General features: G+C 57.1%; 15 protein-coding genes and 1 riboswitch. Of the genes, 10 read left to right on the forward strand and 5 right to left on the reverse strand.

Translation table 11 applies throughout. The features are described from left to right. Positions 1–49 precede the first annotated feature (49 nt). The 4 genes from QO005_RS11940 to QO005_RS11955 form a co-directional block, all read right to left on the reverse strand. A complete protein-coding gene (locus tag QO005_RS11940; protein WP_307158258.1) occupies positions 50–2,464 on the reverse strand; it encodes a glycosyltransferase family 2 protein in 2,415 nt (804 codons plus the stop codon). A 659-nt stretch (positions 2,465–3,123) separates the two neighbouring features. Next, the gene (locus tag QO005_RS11945) at positions 3,124–3,621 is read right to left on the reverse strand and encodes a BON domain-containing protein (RefSeq protein ID WP_307158259.1); all 498 of its coding nucleotides are present in this window, start codon (positions 3,619–3,621) and stop codon (positions 3,124–3,126) included. A gap of 151 nt (positions 3,622–3,772) precedes the next feature. Continuing rightward, positions 3,773–4,258, reverse strand: a complete 486-nt coding sequence (locus tag QO005_RS11950) for a peptide deformylase (protein WP_307158260.1) — start codon at positions 4,256–4,258, stop codon at positions 3,773–3,775. 2 nt (positions 4,259–4,260) lie between these two features. Continuing rightward, the gene (locus tag QO005_RS11955; RefSeq protein WP_307158261.1) at positions 4,261–4,989 is read right to left on the reverse strand and encodes a Crp/Fnr family transcriptional regulator; all 729 of its coding nucleotides are present in this window, start codon (positions 4,987–4,989) and stop codon (positions 4,261–4,263) included. Positions 4,990–5,188: 199 nt separating this feature from the next. On the opposite strand from QO005_RS11955, the gene hemN reads away from it, so the two are divergent. The 7 genes from hemN to QO005_RS11990 all read left to right on the forward strand — a co-directional run bounded on the left by hemN (position 5,189) and on the right by QO005_RS11990 (position 12,260). Next, positions 5,189–6,541: an oxygen-independent coproporphyrinogen III oxidase gene (gene hemN, locus QO005_RS11960; protein ID WP_307158262.1), complete on the forward strand. Its 1,353-nt coding sequence runs from the start codon at positions 5,189–5,191 to the stop codon at positions 6,539–6,541. A 101-nt stretch (positions 6,542–6,642) separates the two neighbouring features. Continuing rightward, positions 6,643–6,927 (forward strand): acyl carrier protein, encoded by a 285-nt coding sequence (locus QO005_RS11965; RefSeq protein ID WP_307158263.1) that lies wholly within the window; start codon positions 6,643–6,645, stop codon positions 6,925–6,927. Positions 6,928–6,958: 31 nt separating this feature from the next. After that, entirely contained in the window at positions 6,959–7,432 is a 474-nt protein-coding gene (locus QO005_RS11970) for a 3-hydroxyacyl-ACP dehydratase FabZ family protein (RefSeq protein WP_307158264.1), read from the forward strand. Between the two features lie 281 nt (positions 7,433–7,713). Beyond that, entirely contained in the window at positions 7,714–8,919 is a 1,206-nt protein-coding gene (locus QO005_RS11975; RefSeq protein ID WP_307158265.1) for a beta-ketoacyl-ACP synthase, read from the forward strand. An 11-nt stretch (positions 8,920–8,930) separates the two neighbouring features. Beyond that, positions 8,931–10,211: a beta-ketoacyl-ACP synthase gene (locus QO005_RS11980; protein WP_307158266.1), complete on the forward strand. Its 1,281-nt coding sequence runs from the start codon at positions 8,931–8,933 to the stop codon at positions 10,209–10,211. 80 nt (positions 10,212–10,291) lie between these two features. Beyond that, positions 10,292–11,320 (forward strand): zinc-binding dehydrogenase, encoded by a 1,029-nt coding sequence (locus QO005_RS11985; protein WP_307158267.1) that lies wholly within the window; start codon positions 10,292–10,294, stop codon positions 11,318–11,320. A 7-nt stretch (positions 11,321–11,327) separates the two neighbouring features. Then, positions 11,328–12,260, forward strand: coding sequence for a lipid A biosynthesis lauroyl acyltransferase (locus QO005_RS11990; RefSeq protein ID WP_307158314.1), 933 nt, complete (start codon positions 11,328–11,330; stop codon positions 12,258–12,260). A 62-nt stretch (positions 12,261–12,322) separates the two neighbouring features. On the opposite strand, the gene QO005_RS11995 is transcribed toward QO005_RS11990, so the two are convergent. After that, positions 12,323–13,261, reverse strand: a complete 939-nt coding sequence (locus QO005_RS11995; protein ID WP_307158268.1) for a hypothetical protein — start codon at positions 13,259–13,261, stop codon at positions 12,323–12,325. Positions 13,262–13,607: 346 nt separating this feature from the next. Here QO005_RS11995 and QO005_RS12000 point away from each other — a divergent pair, with 346 nt between their 5' ends. From QO005_RS12000 to bluB, 3 genes are all read left to right on the forward strand, one after another. Continuing rightward, the gene (locus tag QO005_RS12000) at positions 13,608–15,287 is read left to right on the forward strand and encodes an NAD+ synthase (RefSeq protein ID WP_307158269.1); all 1,680 of its coding nucleotides are present in this window, start codon (positions 13,608–13,610) and stop codon (positions 15,285–15,287) included. 3 nt (positions 15,288–15,290) lie between these two features. Continuing rightward, a complete protein-coding gene (locus tag QO005_RS12005; protein WP_307158270.1) occupies positions 15,291–16,124 on the forward strand; it encodes a TolB family protein in 834 nt (277 codons plus the stop codon). Positions 16,125–16,143: 19 nt separating this feature from the next. Next, a riboswitch (cobalamin riboswitch) is annotated at positions 16,144–16,327 on the forward strand. 77 nt (positions 16,328–16,404) lie between these two features. Then, positions 16,405–17,082, forward strand: coding sequence for a 5,6-dimethylbenzimidazole synthase (gene bluB, locus QO005_RS12010; protein WP_307158271.1), 678 nt, complete (start codon positions 16,405–16,407; stop codon positions 17,080–17,082). The last annotated feature ends 51 nt before the right edge of the window (positions 17,083–17,133 follow it).

Below are 17,133 nucleotides of genomic sequence, written 5' to 3' on the forward strand. Positions count from 1 at the left end.
GCTTTCAACGCACCGCGGATTGGCTTTAATAACCCCTTGTCTCGTTTGATTAAAACGGTCTCCATTTGGTGGCTAAATCAAACTGTACGTCCAAGGGGTGCATGTTCACGTTATAGTAGGGATCATGCTGGAAAAGGTCCGGATGCTTGCAGTAAAGATTGTGCCTTTCCTGTTTGAGCCTTTCGAATTTTTCCGAGTTTTCGTGATCAATTCCGCGGGAGACCGATTCATGATGGATAACTTGAACAATGGGCAGATTGACGTTGTGCCAACCCGCCTTTTTCAGCCGGAAACACAGGTCAATGTCATTATATGCGACCGGAAAGCCCTCATCGAAACCACCTACACTCCAAAACTTGTGTTTCTCGATCGCCATCAAAGCGCCGGTTACAGCAATCCAGTTGTAAGGCAGTACCGAGCGACCAAAATAGCCAGGAAAATCGGGAGTTTGGCGAGCAAATGCATGACAAGGGCCCGGCTGCAGATTCAGTATACCATTATGCTGAATTGAGTTTTCCTCACCGTAAATAAGTTTTGCTCCTACTGCGCCAGCGTGTGCAAGCTGCGCGTGACCGGTAATTGCGCCCAGCCAATCTCCTTCCAAAATTTCTGTGTCGTCATTCAGGAAGACGTAGACATCTCCAGCAGCCTTGGATGCCCCATAATTGCATAACTCGGAAAAATTGAACGGTGCGTCACGAGTTAGGACGGTTATTGCCGAGTTACGGTTTATCTCGTCCAGATAATTAATTGTTCTTTCTTCGGAGGAGCCGTTGTTAATCACGACGATTTCAAAATTTTTGTAAAGGGTATTGCTCAGAATGCTGGAAATGCACTCCGATAAATAGGGGAAATTGTTTTTCGTCGGGATGATTATGGAAACAAGGGTGCCTGGCTTCGGAAGATAAACGGGGGTGTAGTGGCTAGGAAGGGCATCCACATGGACCATCGAACCCGAGTGATTTCTGCGCTTAAGCGCGTTGCTCCTCGCCAATCTCCCATGTTCGACAGCTTTAGGCTTCGCATTGAGATCTGCCGCTATCGAATTGGGAATTATTCTCCAATGATACAGCACTTTCGCAATGTGCTCAATTCTGGAGGCTTTCTCGCTGACTTTGAGGATAAAATCCCAATCTTGAGCTCCATCCAAACTAGGATCAAGCGGGCCTGCGCTAAGCGCCAAAGAGCGTTTGACGCATGAAACGTGGCAGGTGTACATCGTTGACATTAGCGTGTCGGGAGACCAATCCGGCTTGAAAAACGGCTGGACGAAATTCCCGTGCTCGTCGATTTTGTCCTCGTCGGAGTAAATGAAATCAGCCGTCGTTTCGTGGATTCGTTTGGCCAGTTCATATAGGCAGTCGCTCGTCAACTCGTCATCGTGATCAAGAAAGACGATGTAGTCACCGCGTGCCGCTGATATCCCTACATTGGTAGCCCCTGCGATCCCCTGATTTGAAGGAGTCTCTACGAGCTTAACGCGCGAGTCCCCCCGGCTAATTCGGGCGAGATCAGAGGGCACCCGTGCTTCAGTGCTATGATCATCTACGAATATCAGTTCCCAGTTGGGGTACCATTGCGATTTAACGCTTTCGTAGGCCTTGTCTAGCAAGCCAATAGGCGTGTTATAGACGGGCACAATGATACTGAACTTAATCTGTGCGGAGTTCCTCTGGATAAACTCCAAAGCCGATGGGCGGGGTCTTAAGGGGATATATGTATACGGCATTCGATCAAGTGAGAGCGAATAACTGTTTTTCCCCGCATTGAAGCTCACGAACGTGTCGGTGCGTGCACCCGGATTCGGACGCCAAGGCTGACCTTCTTTTATGCCGTAATACACATAATGATAAATTGCGCTCATGTTTGCTGCCTGGACATCTGGCCGGAGCTTCAGATACCATTCAGAGTCAAACATACTGTTGGGCATCCGCCCTTCTTGAATTCCGTGTCGTAAGAAATGAAGAAGAGGGTTCATTCCCTGCTTTTTGACATCAGGATAAGTGTCAAGATACCAGCCGCTATCAAAAAATGAGTGAGGATTACGGCCTTCCTTGGCTCCAAACTTCATATAATGCGCGAGCGGAGACATCCCCTTCTGTTTGACGTCCGCATATGCTTCGAGATAATAAACAGTTGAAAAAAGAGGGTTCGGATCACGCCCTTCCTGTTCGCCATACTTCCGGAAGTGAACCCAAGGATTAATTCCCGCATTAGCGACATCGGGATAGGTGGAAACGTACCAATTTTCATCAAAAAACTTTGGTGCACTGCCGAATCTTACCCTGTCGATACACGTTATTAAGGGTCTCGCTATTTTATAAAATAAATTTTTCCTGTGGCGAGATGTTAATAAATTAATATTGCTTTGCATAACCGCAATTTCTGCGTTAAGTGCATTTATTTCAGCTCTGCTTCTCTGAATTTCTGCAAGAATTGTGTCCAGTTTATCTTCTTTTTTCATGTGGCGTCTGACTTCTTTTTTATCTTGCAGTAATGCAAAGGTGATATTTAGATGAGACCGTTCGGATTGAAAGCGGGCGTCATCTGTGGGTGTTATCAAATGTCACTTACGGGCGACCCTTTTTGCAAAACTTGCATTAGATTTATCTAATTCATACTGTTTGCAGCTAGGTAGCATCTAATCTTGTTTGGAGTGTGAGTAAATTTTTTTTGGCGGTGCGGCGACATTTCGGTGCGTTTTTAAACAAAATTTCGACTCGTGAAAAAATGCGAGTTTGAATGAGTGAGATTGGGAAGGGACCATGTCAGCTACTTTTGCTGACAAAGTCCGAGGTCATTGGGCAGGCTTAGCAAAAAGGGCGCTACAGTAGGTGCCTATTATGCGTTACCCACGCTTCTCAATAGGCTTCATTAAATCAAGAAAAAGAAGATCGATTGCACAAGGCTCTGATTTTTCCAGCTCAATTCTCGCGTTTCAAACGTGGGACACGCTCTCTGTAAACTATTGTTTTTCCAAGGGAATGGGAATGGGGTGCCTGGGACACATCACACCATATTTTGCAGGCGTTGTCTCGTCCGTTACATTCGTCTCGACCGCACCAAAGAACCCGGCCTTGAGCCGGGTTCTTGCTTTTATCCAGGTTCTTCCGCTGAACTTTTTCAATCGTCGTCGGGTTGGTGGGTGTCCACGCCCAGTGTTTCGATCTGGTTGATCACGTGGCGGATACCGGTGACGCCAAGTGCCATACGGGCAGCGATGCGGCGTTCCTCGTTGGTGTCGACAGTGCCGGTCATGGTGACGCTATGGCCTTCGACATGTAGCTCCACGTTTGAGAAGTCGGCGTTATCGACAAGTTCCAGGCGCTCCTGAAGACGGCTTTCAATTTCGTCGGCGTCTTCGCGGCCTTGAGTTTCGGGCAAAAGGCGATCATGCAGGCGTTCTTCCTGCCCATCGGCGTCTGTTTCGTCCACGCGATAGCCTGGGTTGGAGTCGCGATCGAAATTGGCGGGTGTTTCGCCATAGGCACGATTTTCCGCGGGTTGCGACACAGCGCCTTCCTGATCGGAATAGGGCCAGCCGTCCCGAAGATCGCGCTCTTCCTGATCTCGAAAATCTTCTTCTCCGGCAACAGCGTTTTTCGTTTTCGGATGAGCCATGACGCATCTCCTCTTGCGTGCCTGCTTTCGTGCTCAAGAGCCGAAGGCGGCGGTAAACCATGCTCCCTTGTTCAAGGGCAGCGCTCTCACGTTTGTTCTGACAACGCTTGAGAGAGGTTTTGGTTCATGGACCTTCGAAGAAGGGGCTTTGTCAGCGCTTTTGCCATTTCTTCAGCAGGCGGTCGCGTTTTAGCCGCGAAAGGCGCTGAAGCCAGAAGATGCCGTCCAGCTGGTCGATTTCATGTTGCAGGCAGATGGCAGCAAAACCCGAGGCGGTTTCCTGGCGCTCTTCGCCGTCCAGCGTCTGATAACGAAGCGTAATGTTTCGGGGGCGGGTGACTTTTTCCACCGCGCCCGGCATGGAGACGCTGCCTTCTTCATGCTCCATCGTCTCTTGTGAAAAGGAGAGGATGACCGGATTGACGAAATCCCGTCTGCCGCCAAAATCCGGCAGGTCAATGATCGTCAATCGCCGGCGATCGCCGACATGGGCAGCCGTGATGCCGATGCCTGGCGCGGCGATCATGGTGGCGTAAAGCGCGTCTGCAAAGGCTTTAAGGTCCGCATCGAAGGCTGAAACCGGTTCGCAGACCGTTGCCAGTGCGGGGTGCGGATAGCGGACGATCGTGAGCGCCATGCTCAATCCACGCCTGCTGCATCCTTCAGCCGGTGGGCATCGGGAACGGTGACATGGCGGTTGTTCTCGATAACAATGACGCCATCCTTGCGCAGCTTCGTCATCTGACGGCTGACCGTTTCGATCGTCAGGCCCAGAAAGTCAGCGATGTCGGCACGCGAGAGCGGCAGGTCGAAGCTTTTGGAAAACTTTTCCATCGGATTGATGTGAGTGGCGATCAGGTAGAGAAAGCTTGCCACTTTTTCCTGGGCTGTCTTGCGGCCCAGCGTCAGCATCCAGTCGCGGGCTTCATCCAGCTCCTTCAGAGACTGAGTATGCAGCTTGTGTTCGAAGTCAGGCGATTCGTTGACGATCCGGTCGATGACGGCGCGGGGGAAGGCGCAGATTTCGGCATCGGTGGCAGCTTCCGCCGTCAGGCTGCTTTCCTTGAGGAAAGGGCGGCCCATGAAATCGGGAGCGAATTGCAGGCCAACGATCTGCTGGCGGCCATCAGCCATCATTTTGGAGAGTTTCACCACCCCGTTCAGAATGTTGCTGTAGGTGGAAATCTGCTCGCCCTGGCCGATCACCTCATCGCCTGCGCCCACGCGGCGGCGTGTCGAATGCCGGTTGAGTTCGATCAATTGCAGAACCGACAAGGTAGAGCATACTCCACCATGCCGGGCTTCGCAGGCCTTGCACACCTGAGGCGCTTCGGCCTCTGCATTCATTCGCTTGCCTTGCATATCCATTTGTCCGCCACCCACTATGCCAAAGCGCCTGTTTCGATCTCGTGTCCCGGAAGCGCCCTTGGGGCTGGCTCCCGAAATTTCAACTATCCAAAATTGTTTAACCGCAAGAAGCCTAGCACAAATTGATCGAAGTCAAAGTTGATACCCAAAATTGGCCCTAAGACCTTGGGCCAAGACAAATCCTTGAAGAGTTCCTTCCATGTCCGCCCATGCGCTCCTGGCCAAATATGCCGCTCCGGTTCCCCGCTATACGAGCTATCCTACCGCACCGCATTTTCACAGCGGTGTGAACTGCGGCAAATATGCGCAATGGCTTTGCGAGCTTAAGGTCGGGAGCAAGATTTCCCTATACCTGCACATTCCCTATTGCGACCGGCTTTGCTGGTTCTGCGCCTGTCATACGAAGCATACGTTGCGATATGAGCCTATTGCAACCTATCTTCAGGCGCTTTATCTCGAAATTGACAGGGTTGGCTCCTTGGTGGGGGCGCGCGCCAGTGTCAGCGCCGTGCATTTTGGCGGCGGCTCGCCCACCATGCTGACACCTGAGGACATGCAGGCCGTGATGCAGCGGCTGCGCCGGGCCTTCCATTTTGCCGGGAATGTGGAGATCAGCGTCGAGATGGATCCCAACGATCTGGATGATCAGCGCTATGATGGGCTGGCGTCCATGGGGCTGACCCGGGCAAGCCTTGGTATCCAGGATTTCGAACCGAAGGTGCAGGCCTCGATCAACCGCATCCAGACCTTCGAGCAGACGCGGGCGGCAATCGAAGCCGTGCGGGCGAGGGGTGTTCAATCCGTCAATTGCGATCTGCTCTACGGACTGCCTTACCAGACGCTGGACACGCTGGAAAAGACGGTCAACCAGGTCCTGTCGCTCAATCCGGATCGGTTGGCGCTGTTTGGCTACGCGCATGTGCCGTGGATGAAAAAACACCAGACGATGATCCCGGAATCAGCGCTTCCCGATGCAGTGCAGCGGTTCGAGCAGATGCGGCTTGCGGGAGATATGCTGATGGCCGCGGGCTATCGTCCCATTGGGATCGATCATTTCGCCAAGCCGGAGGACAGCATGGCGAAAGCGGATGCCGAAGGCCGCCTGAAGCGCAATTTTCAGGGTTATACCGTGGATACCGCCGATGCCTTGATCGGGCTCGGGGCGTCTTCCATCAGCCAGTTGCCGCAGGGCTATGTGCAGAATATCGCCGCCACGGGCGAATATCAGCGCAGCGTGGAAGAAAGTGGCCTTGCTGCCCAGCGTGGCATCGAACTGTCTGCGGAGGATCGCGTCCGGGCGCGAGCCATCGAATCCATCATGTGTGACTTCCGCCTTTCCTTCGCTGATCTGCGGCGTCTTCATCCGGGCAAAGCGGAGGCCGTCATCGAGGAAGCCATTGATTTTGCGAGCACCAATGAAGACAATCTCTGCCGTATCGAGGAGGACTGTCTGGTGGTGACGGAGCAGGGAAGGCCCCTCGCGCGGGTCATTGCCGCCGTGTTCGATACCTACCTGGCCAATGGCAAGGCGCGCCATTCCATCGCGGTTTGAGCAACAGGCCCGCATTTTGTTCCGCGCGCCATAAAAGAGACCATTGGCTTTTGAAAGAGATTTGCCTATGTGGGACGCTGAATCGGACTTCTAAAAGGAATATGCTTGTGACTGCCACTTTCGACAAGGTCGCCGACATCATTGCTGAAACCAGCGAGATCGACCGCGAAACCATCACCCCGGAAAGCCACACGATCGACGATCTCGGCATCGACAGCCTGGACTTCCTGGACATCGTGTTCGCCATCGACAAGGAATTCGGCATCAAGATCCCGCTCGAGCAGTGGACGCAGGAAGTGAACGAAGGCAAGGTTTCCACCGAGGAATACTTCGTTCTGAAGAACCTCTGCGCCAAGATCGACGAACTGCGCGCCGCCAAGGCCTGATCTTTCCGAAGGTCCCCAGCGAGGATCAGCCATGCTGCTGGAATACTTCCAGATGATCGATGAGGTGGTGAGCCTCGATGGTCCCCTGACCAGGCTCACGGCCCGTTCCGTCGTGCCGGAAAACAGCCCCGTCTTCGAAGGGCATTTTCCAGGCATGCCGCTGGTGCCGGGTGTGCTGCTCATAGAGACCATGGCGCAGGCTTCCGGCCTTCTCGTGCTCGCAGCCACGAAATTCGTTGCCATGCCCTTCCTGATGTCGGTGGACGGGGCGAAGATGCGCAGTTTCGTGGAGCCGCGCGCCGTACTGGATATCGAGGCGGATCTGGAGCATGAAGGGTCCGGCTTTGCTGTCACCAAGGCGCGCATCACCTCTGCAGGCAAGAAAGTGGCGGATTGCCAGCTAAAGCTGCGCACCATGCCGTTTTCCGAAGTGCCGCTGGGCGATATTGTCCGTGGCCGAGCCGAGGAGATCGGCTTGATGAAAGCGATTGCTGCTGCGGGATAAGGTTCATCTTCCTGAACCTCCGCGCTGACGCACCATTCAGGAAAAATCATTAAGTGACTTTTCCCCCAAATCGTCATCAAGGCCGCCGCTTTTGCGCGCGGCCTTATTGCATCTGCAAAAGCTTCGGAGTAGGGCACTCTCACCTGGAGTTCGTCACGGTAAAACGGATGACCTGACCTGCTCAGGCGCAGCACTGGGGTCAGGTTTGCCGCGCGAAAGCATGACGCGCGCCCACCCTGTTGATGCGGCACAGGCTTGCGCCCTTGTTTGAAGGATTTGACATGCAGAAGACGCTGAGCGACGTCGTTATTACCGGTATCGGTATCGTCACTTGCCACGGCACCGGCAAGACGCCGCATCTTGCGCTGCTGACGGCGGACAAGGCACCGTCGCCGGTGGTGGAAAACGAACGATTTGCCCCTTACCCCATTCATCCCATGCCGGAGATCGACTGGTCCGCCCAGATCCCGAAGCGCGGCGATCAGCGCCAGATGGAAAACTGGCAGCGCCTCGGCGTGTATGCCGCAGGTCTTGCGCTGGACGATGCCGGGCTGAAGGACAATGCGGAAGCCTGCGCCAGCATGGATATGATCGTTGCTGCCGGTGGCGGCGAGCGCGACGTCAATGTCGATACGCTGATCGTTGCTGAAGGGCTGAAAAGCAACGATCGCGCCTCACTGGTCAATGCCAAGCTGACGACGGAACTGCGCCCGACGCTGTTTCTCGCCCAGCTTTCCAACCTGATGGCTGGCAATATTTCCATTGTCCACAAAGTCACGGGGTCCTCGCGCACCTTCATGGGTGAGGAAGCTGCGGGTATTACGGCCATCGAAACGGCCTTTGCCCGCATCCGCGCCGGGCAATCCACCCATTCGCTGGTCGGCGGCGCCTTCGTGGCGGATCGCGACGATATCTTCCTGCTGGTGGAAGGCGCCCAGGCGCATGCGCGTGGCGATTGGCAGCCGCTCTGGCAGCGTGAGAGCGGCGAAGGCGGCGGCATGATCTTCGGCACCATCGGTGCCTTTCTGGTGCTGGAGCAACGCGCGCATGCCGAGGCGCGGGGCGCGCATATCTATGCCACCATCAATGCCATCGAAGGGGACCGTGGCCGTCGCGATGAAAGCGGACTGGAAAAGCGGCTGAACCGTCTGGCAGCCTCCGTTGGCTCCGGGCTCGGCGAAAACACGCTGGTGCTTTCCGGCGCGACCGGCCTGCATGACATCACCGCACGAGAAAAGCAGGCTCTGCAGCAGGCCTTCCCGAAGGCTGCGCTGCGCGGCTTTGCCGGGGCGACCGGGCATGGGCTCGAGGCGCAGTTCCCGCTCGGTCTGGCGCTTGCGGCCCTGGCACTGGACAATAAAGCGGTTATCCCGCCCTTCGATCCGCAAGCCGAAGGTGCGATGCAAAACCCTGCTTCCGAAGCCATCGTCACCACCGTCGGCTATGTGCGCGGCGAAGGCATGGCGCGGCTTTCCGCCGAGGCGTGAGGAGAAGAGACATGACAGACAGCCGTTTCAAGGATCATCTCGGCCGCCCCATCGTCGCCGTTACCGGCATGGGCGTCATCACCTCGCTCGGTCAGGGGTTGCAGGACAATTGGGCCAAGCTTACCGGCGGCATTTCCGGTATCCACGCCATCACCCGCTTTCCGACGGACGGGCTGAACACCCGCATCAGCGGCACGGTGGATTTCATCGATATCCCGGCGGTCAATGCCGTCGAGCGTTCCTATGCCATGGCGCGGGAAACGACGCTGGAGGCGCTGGCCCAGGCCGGGCTGAACGGCGATTTCGTAGGGCCGCTTTTCCTCGCAGCTCCGCCGGTGGAGCCGGAATGGGAGGATCGCTTCCGTCTGGCCGAGCGCATTGAGGATGGCGATTATGAGCATGCCTATAAGCGGCTTCTCGCCTCGGTGCGCGCCAAAGCCGATCCGGTCTTCAACGAAGCCGTTCAGTTCGGCTCGATTTCCGAGCGGCTGGCCGACCGTTTCGGTACGCGTGGCCTGCCGGTGACGCTGTCCACGGCCTGCGCGTCCGGTGCGACCGCTATTCAACTGGGCGTCGAAGCGATCCGCCAGGGCCGCACAGACCGTGCGTTGACGGTCGCCACGGACGGTTCCGTTGGGGCCGAGGCGCTGATCCGGTTTGCCTTGCTGTCCGCGCTCTCCACCCAGAATGATCCGCCACAAAAGGCATCCAAGCCCTTCAGCAAGGACCGCGACGGTTTCGTGATTGCCGAGGGGGCCGCGACCCTGGTGCTGGAATCGCTGGAGGCCGCCGTGGCGCGCGGCGCAAAGGTGCTGGGCATTATGAAGGGATGCGGCGAAAAGGCCGATCACTTCCACCGCACCCGCTCTTCGCCGGATGGTGGGCCTGCGATTGCGACGATCCGCGCGGCGCTGGAAGATGCCGGACTTTCGGAAAACGAAATCGGCTATATCAATGCCCACGGCACCTCGACGCCGGAAAACGACAAGATGGAGTATGGCGCCATGCTTTCCGTCTTCGGTGAGCGGCTGAAGGATCAGATTCCGGTTTCCTCGAACAAGTCGATGATCGGCCACACGCTGACGGCGGCGGGTGCGGTGGAGGCGGTGTTCTCCATCCAGACCATGCTGACCGGCACGCTGCCGCCGACGATCAATTACAACAATCCCGATCCATCCATCGTGCTAGATGTGGTGCCGAATGTGAAGCGGGAGGCGCAGGTCTCTGCCGTGCTGTCCAACAGCTTCGGCTTCGGCGGTCAGAATGCCAGCCTGGTGATGACGCTCGCCTGAGTGAAAGAGATGCGTGGGCAGCCGTGGCGTAAGCCTGTTTGCTGCCCGGGCAAAAAATAGAGATAAAAGGACAAGACCCCATGCGCGCATTGCAGCTTCTTGAAGATCGCAAGCTGGAAATCACCGAGGTTCCGGAGCCGGAAGCACCGGGCCCGGGTGAGGTAACGCTGCGCGTCAAGGCGGTGGCGCTGAACCATATCGATGTCTGGGGCTGGCGCGGCATGGCTTTCGCAAAGCGCAAGCTGCCGCTGACCATCGGGGCGGAAGCCTCCGGCGTGGTCGAGGCGATTGGTCCCGGCGTGGCGAATGTGCTGCCGGGGCAGCTTGTTTCCATCTACGGCGCGCGCGTCTGCGGGCTCTGCAAGCCCTGCCGCGAAGGCCGCGACAATCTCTGCGAACATGTGGGCGGCGTTCACGGCTTCCACCTGGACGGCTTTGCCCAGGAAAAGATGAATGTGCCCGCACGCCAGCTCGTTCCCGCGCCGCCCGGCGTGGATGAAATTGGTGCAGCCCTTGCGCCCGTGACCTTCGGGACAGTGGAACACATGCTGTTCGACAATGCCAAGCTGGAGCCGGGCGAAACCATTCTCGTGCATGCCGGTGGCTCCGGCATCGGCACCGCTGCCATTCAGCTTGCCAAGAAGATCGGCTGCACGGTGATCACCACCGTCGGCTCCGATGACAAGATTGAGCCTGCCAAGGCGCTGGGGGCGGATCACGTCATTAACTACCGCACCGACCGCTTTGAAGGCGTGGTGCGCAAGCTGACGAAGAAGAAGGGCGTGGATGTCGTGTTCGAGCATGTCGGCAAGGATACCTGGGCTGGCTCCATGCTGTGCATGAAGCGCGGTGGCCGTCTGGTGACCTGCGGCTCCACCTCCGGCGTGTCCACCGAGGTCAATCTGATGATGCTCTTCCAGCAGCAGTTGAAGCTGCTGGGCTCCTTTGGCTGCCGGATGGAAAACATGGCCAATGCCATGCAGAAGATGGCGCGCGGCGTGGTGCACCCCGTGATCGATACGCTGGTGACGCTGGACGATATCGAGCGCGCGCTGCATCGTATGGAAGGCCGTCAGGTTTTCGGCAAGATCGTGCTGAAGATGGATTGAGCCGGTGCTGCGCCGGATCATAACGAAGCTGGTGCTGGCCACGCGGAATTTTCCGCAGTGGCTGGTGGCGCAGTTTCTGTTTCTGCTGCTGAAATTCCTGAAGCTGTTTCCAGCCGATGCGGCGATCGATTTCTCTGACCGACTGGTGCGCTTCATCGGCCCGAAACTTCAGCGCCATCAATTGATGCTGACCAATCTGCGCAACGCCTTTCCAGAAAAGAGCGAGGCGGAGATTCAGGATATCGCCTTGAAGGCCTGGGGCCATATGGGCCGTCAGATGGCGGAATATGTGTTTCTGGACGAACTGTTCGATTTCGATCCTGCGCGCATTGGCGAGGGCAGGGTGGAGGTTTCAGGCATCCCGATCTTTGTGGATCTCTTGGAAAATCCGCGGCCCTTCATCGTCTTTACCGGCCATACCGGCAATTTTGAAATGCTGCCCGTGGCAGGCTCTGCCTTCGGGCTCTATGTGACGGTGCTGTTTCGGCCGCCGAACAACCCCTATATCGCCGATATGGTGTTCAATTTCCGCCGCGCCCGCATGGGGCGGCTGGTGCCCTCGCATGCAGGCTCGTCCTTTCAACTGGCTCGGCAACTGGAGGCGGGGCAGGGCGTCGGCGTGCTGGTGGATCAGAAGTTCAAGAAGGGACAGGCCACCACCTTCTTTGGCCGCGATGTACGCACCAATCCCTTGCTGGCAAAGCTTTCCCGTCAGTTCGAATGCGAGGTCTATCCCGCCCGCTGCATTCGCCTTCCCGGCAATCGCTACCGGCTGGAAATCGAGCCGAAGGTCGAGCTTCCGCGCGATGCAGCAGGCCGTATCGATGTGAACGCCACGGCACAATTGCTGAACGACAAGGTGGAAGCCTGGGTGCGGGAATATCCCGAACAGTGGCTGTGGTATCACGACCGCTGGAATATCAAGAAGACGCTAAAGTAATACAGCCAGAACTTGATTGTTATCAAGTAAAGCCTTCCGCCCGGTGCGGAGGGCTTTATGTTTCATGCCGCGTTGGAAGCGATGTCCGGTACCGGATTGGTGATTACGCCCAAGCTTTTGCAGGCTTCCCAGAAGGCTGCGTTCACACCATCGAACTTGGCGGCCTGCCAGTTGAAATAATCTGTGACAAAGGACTTCGATAGCCAGAGATTGCCGCGCCTTCTGGGCTGCTCCCACCCTAACAACTGCTCCACCTCGGCCTTCTTGAACATCCGCTTCAGATTGGTGGAGGAGATGAGATAGGTGTCGCCGAGTCTTGCCAGCGTCACAGGCCCCAGACTGTAGCGGCCATCCTCTTCGGGCTGATCCGGCAGGTGGCTGATCAGATCATGCAGCACCATGCCTCCCATGTCGGAATTCAGGAAATGGCTGGAGCTTTCCGGCGGGATGCGCCACCAGGGATCAGCAACCAGCTTCTCCGCAATGAGCGGCTGGGCGGTGTAGAAAATCCGCTCATCCGCTGCCGCCAACGCCTGCCGGTTGCCATGATCCAGCCGATCCAGGCACTCCAGATGGCCCATGAACCAGGATTTCATGGCCTCAGTGCTGGCTTCGGTCAAAATAAGCACCCGTACCCGGCGATCCGTCACGCCCTCGGCGTCCTTCAGGAATTTATAAGCGACGAGTTCGGACAGAAAGGCCGCCGCCGTGTTGCGGCTGGCCGCGCCAAGCTGCATGACGGTATCGATAAAGCGCGTGGCCGTCAGGCCGGAAAGGGGATCGTCAGGCCTGCGTTGCAGCGCCAGCGCAAACAGCGAATGGGTCATCAGCCATTTGCGATGCGATGCCTTCAGCCGCGACAGTCGTGGCGTCTTCAGATGAATGCTGATGAGATGCAGCGCGATCTTGCGCTCGATCTCGGGAAAAAGTTCATGCTCGGCAATTGTCTGCCGGCTCAGGTGTACGGCAGGATAAAGATGTACCACCGGATCGGTCGTCATGTCGTCAGCCCCAGGGAAGGTCACGGCACAAGGTCGCGGAGCTTGCCGCTCCCTCATTCTTACCCATATGCCCGTTTTGATGATTACAATGGAATTCATTGGAATTCCAACTAAATCTAAGGGTAATTTAGCGCCTTGCCATCGAGTCTTGCTTTAACCTTACCAGACCGGGAATCAATAAAGATTCACCACCTTCTGCGCAAATTTATCTTCTTGCGCGGGGCACGGTTGAAACCAGCCTCTGTCCTGACTGTTATGCATCCAAATTGCCAGGTTCAGCCACATGGTCGACGGGTCACGCAAAGGCCCGTTGCGAAGGAAGCCTCTTGAGGATAAACCGGGGATCATGACCGAGATATTGACCAGACCCGATACGCTCCGCATTGCGGTGGCCCAGTTCAATCCAACTGTCGGCGATGTGGCCGGCAATCTCGCCAAGGCCCGTTCAGCCCGGGCGCAGGCCGCGGCGGAAGGCGCGGATTTGCTGCTTTTGTCAGAGCTTTTCATCTCCGGCTATCCGCCGGAAGACCTTGTGCTCAAGCCGGCCTTTCTCCAGGCCTGCAAGAAGGCGGTGGATGAGCTGGCGTCAGAGACGGCGGATGGCGGCCCCGGCATTATTATTGGTTTTCCGCGTCAGGGAGAAAAGGGTCGGCATAATTCCGTTGCCATTATCGACGGCGGTAAAATCCTGGCGCTGCGCGACAAGATCGATCTGCCCAATTACGGCGAATTCGATGAGAAGCGTGTGTTCGTCGAAGGGGAAATGCCCGGCCCGGTCAATTTCCGTGGCGTGCGGCTCGGCGTGCCGATCTGTGAAGAAATCTGGAACGATCTTGGCGTCTGCGAGACGCTCGCCGAAAGCGGCGCCGAAATCCTGCTGGTGCCGAACGGCTCGCCCTATTATCGCGGCAAGGTGGATGTGCGCTATCAGGTCGCCCTGCGCCAGGTGATCGAAAGTGGCTTGCCGCTGATTTTCTGCAATCAAGTCGGCGGTCAGGATGAACTGGTCTTCGATGGCGCAAGCTTCGGCTTTAATGCCGACAAGTCGCTGGCCTTCCAGATGAGCCAGTTCGAGGAAGCACTTTCCGTCGTCACCTGGAAACGCGGGGAAGATGGCTGGCGTGCCACCTCCGGCGTGATGTCGCATATTCCGGAGGGCGAGGAGGCCGATTACCGTGCCTGTATGCTGGGTTTCCGCGACTATGTGAACAAGAACGGCTTCAAGAGCGTGGTGCTCGGCCTTTCCGGCGGCATTGATTCGGCGCTTTGCGCGGCACTGGCCGTGGATGCGCTGGGCGAGGAGCGGGTGCGCACCATCATGCTGCCCTATCACTACACCTCGGAGGAATCCTTCGCGGATGCCGCCGCCTGCGCCAAGGCGCTGGGCTGCCCCTATGACATCATTCCGATTGCCGAGCCGGTGGAAGGTTTCCTTTCGAGCTTGTCGGAGCTTTTCGAGGGGACAGAAAGCGGCATTACGGAAGAAAATCTGCAAAGCCGCACGCGCGGCACCATTCTTATGGCCGTTTCCAACAAGTTCGGCTCCATGGTGGTGACGACGGGCAACAAGTCGGAAATGTCGGTCGGCTATGCGACCCTTTACGGCGACATGAATGGCGGCTTCAACCCGATCAAGGACCTCTACAAGATGCAGGTCTATGCGCTTTCGGCCTGGCGCAATGCCCATGTGCCGCCTGGCGCGCTTGGCCCCTCCGGTGAAGTCATTCCAACCAACATTATTACCAAGGCGCCATCTGCCGAGCTTCGCCCGAACCAGACCGACCAGGATTCGCTGCCGCCCTATCCGGTGCTGGACGACATTCTGGAATGCCTGGTGGAAAAGGAAATGTCGGTGGAGGAGATCGTGGCGCGCGGTCATGATGTGGCCACCGTGCATCGGGTCGAGCATCTTCTCTATCTGGCCGAATACAAGCGCCGCCAATCGGCTCCCGGTGTGAAAATCACCAAAAAGAACTTTGGCCGCGACCGCCGCTATCCCATCACCAACCGGTTCCGGGACCGATAGAAGATGCGAAGCTCGGTCGAGATCTACAATATCGAGACCCGCCAGTCGCGGATCGTGTGGCAGACGGAGCGGCTGGTGGAGGCGCCCAACTGGTCGCGGGACGGGGCATTCCTCATCATCAACGATGACGGGTTGATGTATAAGTTGCCGCTGACCGATGACCCTGTGCCGGAGAAGATTGAAACCGGCTTTGCGTCCCGCTGCAATAATGACCACGGCCTTTCCCCGGATGGTGCATGGCTTGCGATTTGCGACAAGGTGCAGCATGGCAAGAGTTGTATTTACATCCTGCCGGCGGCCGGCGGTGAGCCCCGGCAGGTGACGGAAAACCTGCCCTCCTATTGGCATGGCTGGTCACCGGATGGTGAACGGGTCTGCTATTGCGGCATTCGCGATCAGGTTTTCGATATCTATACCATCAACGTCGATGGCAGCGATGAGCAGAGGCTCACCCACGGCGAAGGCCGTAATGACGGGCCGGACTGGTCCTCGGACGGGCAGTGGATCTATTTCAACTCCAGCCGCAGCGGCACCATGCAGATCTGGCGCATTCGCCCGGATGGCAGCGATGTTGAGCGCTTGACGGATGACGGCTATGGCGACTGGTTTCCGCATCCCTGCCCGAACAACCGCAAGGTCCTGTTCATTTCCTATGATGCGGATGTGTTCGATCACCCCCGTGACCTCAATGTCCGCATGCGGATGATGGACATGGATGGCGGCAATGTCGAAACCCTGTTCGATCTCTTCGGCGGTCAAGGTTCGATCAACGTGCCCAACTGGTCACCTTCCGGCCAGGAGTTTGCATATGTCCGCTATTTTCCGGTGGCGCAGTAGGCAACGTTTCCGCAACAGGATAGAACCGTTTCCGTCAGGTGCTCGTGATACCACGGGAGAATCGGGAATGCGGTGAAACTCCGCAACGTGCCCAACGCTGTGAGGTGGATGGCTGCTGCTTATTATGCCACTGGTGAAAACCGGGAAGGTGCAGCCGCCAGGAGAAGCCCAGTCAGAAGACCGGCCTGACAGGATAGCCAACCGCGCATGGACAGCGTGGCGGGTGTTCGGCCTGGCGCGAGTTTCCGCGCAGGGCCCTTGCATTGTTGGGGTTTGAACGATGCAGACTGAAGCATTGATGGAAGCAGGCGCCTTTTCGGACGAGGAGCGCGCCGCCGTTTACCGTGCAATCATGACGCGCCGCGATGTGCGCGATGAATTTCTGCCCGATGAAATTGAGGACGAGGCGCTGTGGCGCATTCTGACAGCCGCCCATCACGCGCCCTCCGTCGGCTTCATGCAGCCGTGGAATTTCATTCTGGTGCGCGATGAAGCTCGAAAAAAACAGGTCTGGCAGGCTTTCGCCAAAGCCAATGACGAGGCGGCCTCCATGTTCGAAGGGGAAAAGGCGGCGCTTTACCGCAGCCTCAAGCTTGAAGGTATCCTGAAGGCGCCGCTCGGCATTTGCGTCACCTGCGATCCCGACCGGGCCGGGCCGGTCGTGTTGGGGCGTACCCATAATCCGCGCATGGATAGCTACTCCACCGTCTGCGCCATCCAGAATCTCTGGCTCGCCGCCCGGGCGGAAGGCATCGGCGTCGGCTGGGTCAGTATTTTCCATGAGGCGGATTTGCGCGCCGTCCTCGGCATTCCCGACCGCATCGAGATCGTCGGCTGGCTCTGCCTTGGCAAGGTCAAAGCGCTCTATGGCGAGCCGGAATTGCAAGTGAAGGGCTGGCGAAAGCGGCTGGCGCTGGAGGAGCTGGTGTTTGAGGAGAGGTGGAAAGCTCCGGGGTGAGAGAGAGCACGTCCGGTGAACATAGGTTCACCGGACGTGCTCTAGGCTTTT

Source organism: Allorhizobium paknamense, assembly GCF_030815125.1.
In the GTDB taxonomy this organism is placed as follows: Bacteria; Pseudomonadota; Alphaproteobacteria; order Rhizobiales; family Rhizobiaceae; genus Allorhizobium; species Allorhizobium paknamense.